Here is an 11,312-nt window from a genome sequence, read left to right on the forward strand (position 1 = left end):
GCCAGAATGGAGTCTCTCAGGTATTCCACTTCTGTGTTACATCGATTTAAAAGGGAACACCATTTCTACATCAATGTGCCTTGAATTGAAAAACCTGAGAGACTCTGAACTGACCAGATATTTAATGGGATTGGTATTAAACATGCCTCTGCATTATTATCTGAATATAGAGATGACGACCATTATATCGCACACCACTCAGACTTTAGTGAGTGAAAAAGCATACCAATGGTGACAAATTCATTCACGTTTTAGAGAATAAAACGACACTAATCTTATTAATCGATCATCAGGCACTCCGCAACGATTTAATGCAAGGTCATCCCAAAGACGTTTGGCATCGCTTTGAATCACCTAAGGGGGTTAACATAATGCCTATACCCCCCCCATCAGAATATAGTACAGAACATCCAAACGGCACATAAGTAATAATTAGTATTTAGCCTCCGCCCTCACAATACTTTCGTTGCTAATAAAGTCATTATCATTAGATAACTCCCATATTTCAGCTTTGCCAATATGAATTAAGCCAGACGAAGTCACCAGTTTTAATTGGTTACTCGTCATTTTAGACGGATAAGATCTAACAGAAAAAGCCGCAGATTGATTGATAAATACATCCACAACAGATCCATCAACGAAAACATTAATCGTTTGGATATCACCATGAGCAACCCTGTCATACGCTCCTGTAATCAATAATGGTCCCTCATCATTTCCGGACAAGTTGGAATGGGTTTTATCGAGAACCACAGTATTGGTGAGCGAGTTAAAAATCAACTTTGTCGTTTCGGTACTATCGTCATTAGCAAATAGTTCAATCGTGAGGATTTCTTGACCTAAATTGACATCGCTTAGCAATAACTCATATGCCAATTTATCTTTTAATAACAATGTTTCTTGGGTTGAAACAACTGCAGTTTGCTCAAACAGTTTAGCTTTTCGCAACGCTTTATTTTCAGGAGCAGGTTCTTGGCCAAGGGTAAGCCCATCAGCCATTAAAAACCAACGTCGAACTAGACTAAAGGTATGTGCCCAACCCGCATTTTTTTGGGCGCTAGGGGTTCTGCGCTCATCAACAATACCTATTGCTCTAATCGCACCATCATCGGCTCTGGCAACGGTAGGTGACAAGTGTCCAACTAAAATATCTAAAGGCTTTGGAGTTTTATAGAACGGAGTAAATAAACCATTTTTCCATTTACCTAACCAATATACACCTCGAGTGGATGGATCTTGATATTTCTGAATATTTCCACCAATTGGATTAACCAATAAAATGTGCACATCTTCCGACAAGGCTTCAAAAACTGGCATCTCCCATATCGCAGAACCAATATCCATTTGTGCATAAGGTACACTACTAAAATGCTTTTGATGCCTCCAATGTGTCACACCTCCGATTTTATCCATTACGTAATAATCAAGCCCACCACTTTCACCGTAAGCTGCACCAATAATCATGTGCCATTGATTACCATCAATCCAAATATAGGGGTCACGAAAATCACTAACATGTTCGGAATTAATAATTGGGCCTAACTTCTCCCAATTCAACAGATCAGCATCACGACTCACCGCCAATGAAATCCCTGGATTATAATGGGTTAAGCGATCACCATGATTAACACTGGTATAAAAAGCATAAGCTAAATCATCTTGAACAACCACATCACCAGACCAGATGCCTTTCATGTCAAAGCCGAATTCATCATTTTGTAATGATGGCCATAAAGCATCTTGGTAGTGTGCCCAAGTAATTAAGTCCTTGCTTACCATATGGCCCCAATGCATTTGCGTTTTATACGGGCCATTGGGAGTACGTTGATAAAATAAGTGCCAGTCATCATCTTTTCTGACTAATCCATGCGGTTCATTTGTCCAGTTTGCTGGAGGCATCGCATGATATGAGGGGCGTAAATGATCACTGGCTAAGCGGCTGCGGGGAACAACAAGTGATTCTTGTATATTAACTGATGATACGTTTCTAGCTTTTACTTCTTTAATTAATTCCGCAGGTAATGTTATTCCACGTTTTACATCAACTAGATCATATGCTGCATTTAATCGATTAAGCTCAAAATCTAACGAACGAACATCTTGATGACTTTTTGCAAGCAATAATGCGCTTGGCGCCGCGTTGAAAAGATGCTTATTTGGCTTATTTATACTCGCAACTTGTTGTCCGTTTAAATAGAGGGCCGCAAAGCCTTTTGTATTGGAAATAACTGCGGCAACGTGAACCCATTGATATAATGGAAATGCCGATTCTGCTTGAATGTTAACGTCAGACTCACCATCGCCTAACCAAAGCCCCCATTGGCCAAACGTGTTTATATATATATCAAAACCAGATAAGTTCAATCTTTGGCTGATAATTGAACTTGGCGATAATTTGTCTACCGTTGTTTCTAAATCTGACGGATAGCTTTCAATGGCTATCCAAGTTGAGATAGAAACCTCTTCAACACCACTCAAGTCAATGTTAGCTTCAGCCCAACTAGAAAAACCATCGGTCCGCCAAGCTTGACCTTCAACCCCTTTGACTTGATCTGGTTGGTCAAATTGGGTAAATATCCGATAAGCATTTATTTTGTCTGAAAGATCGCCATTAAAATTTATATTTATCAACCTTTCTTGACAAAAAACAGAATTACTCATTATGAGAAAATAAAAAACCAATATATGGCCTACGATATTCCATCTCATGATCTCTCCTAAAAAATTCACTTATCACTGTAAAGTTATATGTTCAAAGACCACAAAAACATTTTTACAGTAAATAATTTAAATAAAATTAAAAAATTTTCATAATATTAAAGCACTAAACATTTTTATCGAGCATTTTAATCATTCCGAATTTAAAAACACATTTATAATAATGAATAAATAGCATCAATACTTCAAAGTCAAATTACAGGTTGTTACAATATTTACTGGCATATTTATATGTTTTTTCGAAAAATGATAATGAATAAATCACTGCAAGAAGTCATTCAACAAATTTAATACCAATAATTAAAAACCAATACTCTACACAAATTACATATTGGCAATACGTTATAGTATACGGAGTGTGTACCCCCCATATTTTAAGCGGATAATAAAATACTTATATAGAGCGAGAAATAATGCCACTCGCTTTAAAACAAGTGGCATTATGGATATTAATGATTAGTGAGTTAACACAGTTGTGGGGACGACTGTTTAAAACTTAATCATTAATGATGCTTTAATTGTACGACCAAGTAATGGGCGTGCAACACCGGTATAGTCACCGTTAGACAAGCGCATTCCGTCTGTTACCGAACTACCTTCAGTAAATGAGTCGGCATTGTTTAAGTTATTAACATGAAACTGAAACTCTATGTCTTCATCAAAAGAATAAAGTAAACCAGCATTCAACTGAGTATAACCAGGATAAATGGTTACATTAGTATCACCATCTGCCGAAAAACGCTCGCTGTAATACATAGCTTGTCCATAAACCGTTAGCGGTAGCATATCAAACTCATATGACGGACGAATGTTAACTAACCATTCTGATTGACGACGTGGTCGTCTATCTTCGCCAGTGGATATATCATATTGACGTAAATCATTTACGCCATCGCCATCGGTATCTGTTTCGATGATTGCACTGCGAATGGCGGAATCTTGGCCTTGCACTGGTTTTTGCCAAACGATGCTACCTTGTAACGAAAGGCCTTCTAGCCAATCTGGGCTATAACTTCCCTCAAACTCTATACCATGTGTTTTTAAGCTAGTGCGGTAACTATCGCGTATTTTAGAGCAATTCGCAGGTGCTGGAACGGCACTACAAGATACCCCGTTTGCACCAGTGTCACTTAAGTCATCAAGTGTCGCACCCAGTGTTTCTTTTGCTGCAAAATCAATATAAAAACCACTTAAATTGATCTCGTAGTTTGTATCACTAAAACGGAAACCACCTTCATATTGATTTATATCTTCAACTAAATCACCACGCGCAATTTCACCTGTTGAGGCATTGGTTGCTGGACCACCAAAAATATAATCTTCAAAACTTGGTAATCTGAATGAATCACTATAGCTCAAGTACGTTGTTACTTTATCAGTCAAGCGATAATTAGCACCAATAGTCCAACCAAAAGCATCGTAGGTTTCAGAGGCAAACCTTGCCGTACCGTCAGGAACGTTTACAAAGTTATCAGCTAGAGTGTCATCGGTTGAGCCAACCACAACATCACTGGGGGTAAAGTCATTTGAATTATTGCCTGGGTCTGATGAGTTAGTTGTGACACGGTCAACTTCAAGCTGTTGATAGCGTCCACCAATATCAAGTTGAAGCCTATCATCTAGTAATGATATGTGGTCGAGTACATAGAATGCATCAGTACGCATTGTCGCATCAGCGCCTAAACCAAAAATAGCAGGTTGATCTACCCCCCCTTCAGTAATTGAAGGACCTACTTGTTGGTCGTTCTCGTCAACTGCATATAAATCAACTAGACGAGAGTCACTGCTAATATCGCTCCATGCGCTAGCAAATACAGATTGCACTTCATAAGTATAATGACTGGTATATAATCCAAGCGTTAATTCATGTGATTGATCTTCAAAATCAAAAAAGCGACTAAATCGAAAGTCACCCACTAAATTAGTAACATCGACCTTGCCATATACAGGAATATTGTGTGCCAAAATGCTGTCCGCGCGCTCGGCTGAACTTAAATCAGTCCCCGTTACAGAGTCGGCATAATAAGCTTTTACTCCCACCGCATCAGCATAGGAGTCACCGATGACACCATCGAAGTTTTGAATACGAGCAAACTGTTCAGACTCTAAGCTAGAACGCTCAGTTGGTGGATCGTTAAATAGTGCATTAAAACCATTGGTGCCAGTTGTTGAGCGAAGCGATGTATCAAAACGCCATTGGTTTTCAAAATCTTTTGAGAAATCTACAGTAAATATATTAAATTTAGGTTGAATGCCATCACTAATATCTAATTGAAGCTGGCTGCCATCTGCATTGTAAAGGTTGTAATAACTTGTTTGATGAGACAGAACTGTACCGTTATCAAAATCTACCCCTAGGCTATTCACACTAGAAGGATCGACTTCAAATGGATTATCTGCAGTACCAGGACCTCGATCACTGGTAATAGAGTAAGGAATGTTTTGATAATAGTTTGTTTTATCATTAATAACATGAGCTTGTACTTTTATTTCTGTAGTACCATCATCACTGATATACAGTAAATTACCGCGAAATTGACCACCACTGTTACCTGTATAGCCTGGATCTCTAATGCCTTCAGCAACGCGATAGAAACCACCGAATGCATAGGTTAAATTATCATTAATCGGACCAGCTAAAAAAAAGTCATTGCGAATATGCCCCCAATCACCAACTTCAACTTTATAAGCGCCTTCAACCTCTTGTGTACCTGTTCGAGTAATGTAGTTTACTGCTGCACCCAGTGCATTAGAATATAACACTCCCCCTGGACCACCTTTTACAGCCTCGACAGTTGTCGTCATTAAATCTGGCTTAATAAACACATCATTATTCATAAATGGTGCTTCTGGTTCTTCGTATGCTGGCAACCCATCGATTAAGTTAGGTACATAGCGATAACCACCGGCTTGGGGTAACCCGCGAACAAGCACGTTATTGTGTGTTTCACCTGCTGAGCCGCCTTCAGGGAAAAACCCCGGAATATTACCAAGAAGTTCAGCCGCACTATTAGGCGCTAATATTTTCATGTCTTGTTCTGAAATGGTATTGACCGAGAAAGTCGCTTCCATTTTTTGAGTATTACGGGTTACACCAGTAACAATTATTCGCTCAATATCATCAGTAGCGGGTTCATCTTTATCAGTAGACTCTTGAGCATAAAGCTGTGCTGCTTGCGCAGCAAAAGCTGTTGCTATAGAAATTGCTATAAAATTTTTATTAAACATGATTGTGGTCCTGTTGATGTTATTTTTATTTGTCTAACGATAGACATTATCGTTCACTTTTAAACCATGTCAACACCTATTTAAAGTATCATTAACTATTAAGCTACATATTCGAGAAATCAACATTAGAATAAAATATTTGAAACAAACTAATCCATTGAAAGTTCGCCTATTTTTTTAGTTGTGTAACTTCATATATTTTTGCATCTTTTAGTATTTGTGTTTCACTTGCTGCATCGATGAATAACTCACTAAAAGCACGTGTAGGAAAAGTAAGAATAGTCATACATTGCTGACCGCCATTAAAAAATAATTCAAAAGAGCAATTATCGGCATAAACCTCAACACTAATGGAGGATTTTTCTTCAGCTGCAATTGGCATTTTTATAACAGAATCAAAACCTTTACTTGCAAAACCAGCTTGAGTTCGATCTGCCAAAATTTGCTGATTGGCGACATCAAATGTGAGTGTGAACACTTCTTCAGCCGCACTTTTCCAAACCAAAATGGTATTTTTTTGGTTAATCTGTACACTAAAAGAAAGTTTGTATGCTTTAGAAATAAATATCGGTGATGATGTTAAAGGTTGTGTAACAACCTGTTGATTTTCTTCTTTAAAGCTTATAGCCGGTGGTGATAATAAGCGGTATTTGTCGGTATACCTTTGTAAAGAAATCGATCTTGGAAGCGTCATTGCACCTCGCCAAGTGTTATCCGGTGTATTGTTAGCGTATTGCCAATTATTCATCCAAGCAATAAGCGTTCGAGAATGTTGAATCTTAGGGGTGTTATCCCATGTGATCCCTGCATAACAATCAGTACCGTAATCTAACCAACGGGTTTGATTATCTTGAGGAGTAAAGATCTCACCATCAAAATCACCAATAAAATATTGTGTTGCAGAACCTCCGTTTGGGCCCCCTGGGTTAATGCTAATTAATAAAACCCAACGTTCAATTCCTGTGTCACTGCAAATTAACGGAAACAAATCTGGGCATTCCCACACCCCACCATGCGCGCCATGTTGATGACCAAATTCTGATAACTTTTGCCATTTTTTGAGATCGTCAGATCTATAGAAGAACACACACTGGCCAGCAACCACGGTTTTAACCCAATATTGTTTACCTTCAAACCATACTACTTTAGGGTCTCTAAAATCGGTTAAGCCAGGGTTCGGGATCACAGGATTGTGAGAATACATTGAGAAGTGCTCACCACCATCCAGAGAATAAGCCATACTTTGCACTTGCTCTTTTTCGACAGACTGTTGAGTAAAATTAGCAATTACAGGCACTTCACCATTTTTAGCAAATCCAGACGTATTATTTTTATCAACAATCGCACCACCCGAAAAAATATAACCGAGCCCCTTCGGCTCGGCAAATAACGCAATAGGTTTATGCTGCCAATTGAGCAAATCGTTAGAGGTTGCATAACCCCAGTGCATATTCCCCCATACAACATCGTCTGGGTTTAGTTGAAAAAATAAATGGTATTTACCGTCGAGGTAAAATAAGCCATTAGGATCATTTAACCAGTGTCCTTGTTTATAAAAGTGATACTGAGGTGCCCAGCTAGGCTTCTCTTCTTCAGTGATTGGGTTGGTTAAAGACTGCATGAACACCTCTAAAAAAATTATAAATTATAGCTTGAATAAATGTCTATCGTTAGTCATTATGATTAAGGTTTTAAATTTTTGTCAACTTATTGTTCGTTCTGTGTAAAAATTCGATACCTTTTAGACCATTATGATCAGAGAGCCAACATGTCATCAATTAAAGATGTTGCCGCAAAAGCGAACGTATCGGTAAAAACGGTATCTCGTGTATTAAGCGGGTTCGAGGGCGTGAGCGCAAAAACCAAAGAGAAAGTAGAAGCCGTTATGAAGGAATTAGAATTCTACCCATCTGCTGCTGCTCAGTCCTTAAGAGGGCAAGAAAAAGGTATTGTTTGTCTCATTACTGAAAATTTAACAACAACACCAGACTCATTCGACATCATTGCAGGAATACAACACGAATGTGAAAAACATGGAAAGCTATTGATGATTGGTGAATCCGGCGGTAATGAGCAGAGTTTTTCTCGTTTAGTGGATGATTTTAGACGTCAAAGAGCTGAAGCCATTATCTACGCAACGGTTTATCACCGTGAAGTGACGATTAAGCAATCATTTAATAAGTGTCCTTTAATACTCGTTAACTGCTTTGAGTCAACATTAAAGCATCCGACTATTTTGCCAAATGATTACAGTGGTGCATATAAACTGACCGAAGAGTTATTAAACCTAGGTCATAAAAAAATTGCTTACTTGACACTTTTTCAAAATATGCCTGCAACACCTTTACGTATTAAAGGTTTTGTCGATGCACATGAGGCGAAAAATTTAAATGTTGATGAAACATTAATTCAGGCAGGGGTCTGTTCTGATCCTGAAGACGAATTTACCGAATTACCAAACGTGCTTCGGGACATAATGTCAAGGCAAGAACGACCCACCGCAATATGTTGCGGTAACGATAAAATGGCAATGCGTGTGTTTATGCTAATCCGTATGATGGGGTACAAAATCCCAGAGACAATTTCTATTGTTGGTTACGATAACTATACGTTAATTGCTGAAAACCTTTTGCCAAAGTTAACCACAGTTAGCCTTCCTTATTTCAGAATGGGACAAATGGCAGCACAAATTGCAATTGATAAAAAGCTCGAACCCAATACCAAAATACATGAAATAAGCGGGCAGTTGCTTCTTCGGGGGTCGCATAGCTCCGTATAAACATTAAATAAGGCTCAAGAAATGACTGATCAGATATCAAAGCGGAATTATTGGTTATTAAGTGGATGTATTCTTAGTTTCTTTTTAACTTGGTCATTTTGCTTTTCAATTTATCCCATTTGGCTTAATCAAGCAATTGGGTTGAACGGAGTTGAAACAGGTATCGTTTTCAGCATAAACGCAATTACAGCATTGTTTATAATGCCTTGTTATGGCTTCATTCAAGACAAGCTTGGGTTACGTAAACATTTACTGTTTTTTGTCGGAGTAATGTTACTGCTCAGTGGCCCATTTTTTATCTATATTTATACCCCTATGCTAATTGACTCACTCTATTGGGGGGCAATTGTTGGTGGTTGTTTTTGTTCAATTACTTTTTTTGCTGGCGTAGGCGCCGTTGAAACTTACATCGAACGAGTCGGGCGCACTACAGGTTTTGAATTTGGTAAAGCACGAATGTGGGGATCTGTAGGCTGGGCTATTGCTACTTTTTTTACCGGGCAAATTTTTAATGTGTCGGCAACCTTAAATTTTGTGTTAGCAAGTGCGTGCTCAATCATATTTTTGTTGTGCTTAATGTTTGTAAAACCTGCGAGTAATACAGCAACACAAAACGATATTGATAGTAAAGCAAACTCTTTAAAAATTAGCGATGCCATAGCGCTATTTCGTGATTCAAAATTTTGGGCATTTACAACATTTGTCATCGGCGTGTCGTGTTTATATGGCGTTTATGATCAACAGTTTGCAGTATATTTTTCTGCTCAATTTCCAACAAAAGCAGAAGGTAATGCCATGTTTGGGTACTTAAACTCATTACAGGTATTCCTTGAAGCTGGCGGAATGTTCTTAGCACCTTTTATTGTTAATCGTATTGGTGCTAAAAACGGGTTGTTATTAAGTGGAGCGATAATGGCAATAAGAATAGTGGGATCGGGTTATGCTGGAGATCCTATGTCTATTTCCGCGATGAAGCTTCTTCATGCTGTAGAATTACCCATTATGCTTATCGCTATTTTTAAATATATTTCTGCTACATTTGATGCTCGATTATCCGCCACTATTTACATAGTAGGATTTCAATTTATGTCTCAATTAGCAGGAAGCGGTTTATCGGTTATCAGTGGTGTACTTTATGATGAAATTGGCTTTGCGGATGCATATAAACTCATTGGTGCACTTGTTAGCTTTTTTGTCCTTGTTTCTGCTTTCGTATTAACTTCAGATAAAAAAATAACCATTAAACCAGATTTAACACAACATGGCGCTAAGTTAGCAGACTAAAGCGGGTAGGCCTTTCAGGATGAGTATTGCAATAATGTGTGGCAATGCTGTCCAAAGTTGCCTTCTTAAGTTAAGTTGATTGATGATCTATTAACATAATTTACTGCTAAAAATGAGCAATATATCTCTTCGCAAAAAGAATATTGAATAACGTTTTAAAGAGATGCACTCGCCCTCGATTTCATAGACAATAAAATCAGTGTTGTAATAAAAACCACTTTAAAGCGGCTTATTAACAGCCTCTGGCACAGTCCTGAAAATAGCAAATTAAATTTGAATGAAGTAAAGAGAATACTTGTAAATACAGAGCTTTTTTAAACGACGTCAAGTTATTCCAAGTATAAAATAGAGTATCATTCTTTTATGGTGTGATGAATTTGAGAATAGTGCAAACTATTGAGGTTCAATAAAGTAGAATGAAGAGTTCCCCCTTTGTGCTTTAATACCGCTAACGCTTAAATCAAACCGTGATAACGAAAAGGATGACAAAAATGAACAAGCCGCTTTCAATTATGTTATTGAGTTGTATTTTTTTATTTGGCTGCTCTGGCACAGTGCCAACATTGGGCGTAAATAATGGCCAGTTAATGCCATGCCCTGACTCACCAAATTGTGTTAATAGTCAGCTAGCAGCTGCAGATGAAGAACATGCGATACCACCAATTAAGTTTGTTGGAACACGTCAACAAGCACAAGCGAAGCTTTTACACATATTAAAAATGGCACCGCGTGCCGATATTGTTGTCGTTGAAGATGATTACATTCGAGTTGAATTTACGTCTAAGATAATGCGTTTTGTAGATGATGTTGAGTTTTATTTTCCATCAACCACCACTGGCAGCATTACCATACATGTCAGATCGGCTTCTCGCGTTGGGCACTCTGATTTGGGAGTTAACAGAGAGCGAATAGAACAAATTAGAAGTGAGTTTAACGCTTTTAACCCGAGTTAATCACCGGGTTGAGGATGACTTGCTTGCATCCGGTTGGTTACATTCGACAGATTATTTTTGTTTGCATCATCCTGATGTAGTTTATTGAGCTGTCAGTTGTACTTGATAAATATGGCTTAAATAGCGTCAAGAAGATGTAATACCAATCCTATTAAATATGTGATCTTTCAGCGGGAGTTCAAAGTGCTGTAGGCAAGGCAGATGATTGCAGCGAATAGTGATCCTCGGTAACAAGCTCCTGCGTTACTCTACCTCCAGCATCTGACCGCCATGGATGGTGGGAATGTCTTATTTTTTATGGAAAAAAATAGACCATGCCGTCGTATTTTGAAAGCATCTAACGAAGCATA

At 38.2% G+C, this 11,312-nt stretch carries 7 protein-coding genes; 4 read left to right on the plus strand and 3 right to left on the minus strand.

Translation table 11 applies throughout. The features are described 5' to 3' along the window. Positions 1-235, plus strand: a 235-nt coding sequence (locus ACWXWT_RS17975; protein WP_456042952.1) for a hypothetical protein, incomplete at its 5' end; no start/stop codon positions are given. A 197-nt stretch (positions 236-432) separates the two neighbouring features. Here ACWXWT_RS17975 and ACWXWT_RS17980 read toward each other — a convergent pair. The 3 genes from ACWXWT_RS17980 to ACWXWT_RS17990 form a co-directional block, all read right to left on the minus strand. Continuing rightward, positions 433-2,709 carry a GH32 C-terminal domain-containing protein gene (locus ACWXWT_RS17980; RefSeq protein ID WP_456042953.1) on the minus strand — a complete coding sequence of 759 codons (2,277 nt, stop codon included), beginning with the start codon at positions 2,707-2,709 and terminating at the stop codon, positions 433-435. A 498-nt stretch (positions 2,710-3,207) separates the two neighbouring features. Next, a complete protein-coding gene (locus ACWXWT_RS17985; RefSeq protein ID WP_456042954.1) occupies positions 3,208-5,946 on the minus strand; it encodes a TonB-dependent receptor in 2,739 nt (912 codons plus the stop codon). Between the two features lie 169 nt (positions 5,947-6,115). Next, positions 6,116-7,567 (minus strand): glycoside hydrolase family 32 protein, encoded by a 1,452-nt coding sequence (locus ACWXWT_RS17990; RefSeq protein ID WP_456042955.1) that lies wholly within the window; start codon positions 7,565-7,567, stop codon positions 6,116-6,118. 147 nt (positions 7,568-7,714) lie between these two features. On the opposite strand from ACWXWT_RS17990, the gene ACWXWT_RS17995 reads away from it, so the two are divergent. The 3 genes from ACWXWT_RS17995 (at position 7,715) to ACWXWT_RS18005 (ending at position 10,962) form a co-directional block, all read left to right on the plus strand. After that, positions 7,715-8,725, plus strand: coding sequence for a LacI family DNA-binding transcriptional regulator (locus tag ACWXWT_RS17995; protein ID WP_456042956.1), 1,011 nt, complete (start codon positions 7,715-7,717; stop codon positions 8,723-8,725). A 21-nt stretch (positions 8,726-8,746) separates the two neighbouring features. After that, complete coding sequence (locus ACWXWT_RS18000; RefSeq protein ID WP_456042957.1) at positions 8,747-10,009, plus strand: oligosaccharide MFS transporter; 1,263 nt, start codon at positions 8,747-8,749, stop codon at positions 10,007-10,009. Positions 10,010-10,500: 491 nt separating this feature from the next. Then, the gene (locus ACWXWT_RS18005; RefSeq protein WP_456042958.1) at positions 10,501-10,962 is read left to right on the plus strand and encodes a DUF1499 domain-containing protein; all 462 of its coding nucleotides are present in this window, start codon (positions 10,501-10,503) and stop codon (positions 10,960-10,962) included. The last annotated feature ends 350 nt before the right edge of the window (positions 10,963-11,312 follow it).

This window comes from Shewanella sp. A22, from assembly GCF_053850585.1.

What these genes read in the sequence shown, in the direction of transcription:
- ACWXWT_RS18005 (WP_456042958.1), top strand. Translation starts at nt 10,501, where the DNA reads ATGAACAAGCCGCTTTCAATTATGTTATTGAGTTGTATTTTTTTATTT.
- ACWXWT_RS17985 (WP_456042954.1), bottom strand. Translation starts at nt 5,946, where the DNA reads ATGTTTAATAAAAATTTTATAGCAATTTCTATAGCAACAGCTTTTGCT.
- ACWXWT_RS17990 (WP_456042955.1), bottom strand. Translation starts at nt 7,567, where the DNA reads ATGCAGTCTTTAACCAACCCAATCACTGAAGAAGAGAAGCCTAGCTGG.
- ACWXWT_RS17995 (WP_456042956.1), top strand. Translation starts at nt 7,715, where the DNA reads ATGTCATCAATTAAAGATGTTGCCGCAAAAGCGAACGTATCGGTAAAA.
- ACWXWT_RS17980 (WP_456042953.1), bottom strand. Translation starts at nt 2,709, where the DNA reads ATGAGATGGAATATCGTAGGCCATATATTGGTTTTTTATTTTCTCATA.
- ACWXWT_RS18000 (WP_456042957.1), top strand. Translation starts at nt 8,747, where the DNA reads ATGACTGATCAGATATCAAAGCGGAATTATTGGTTATTAAGTGGATGT.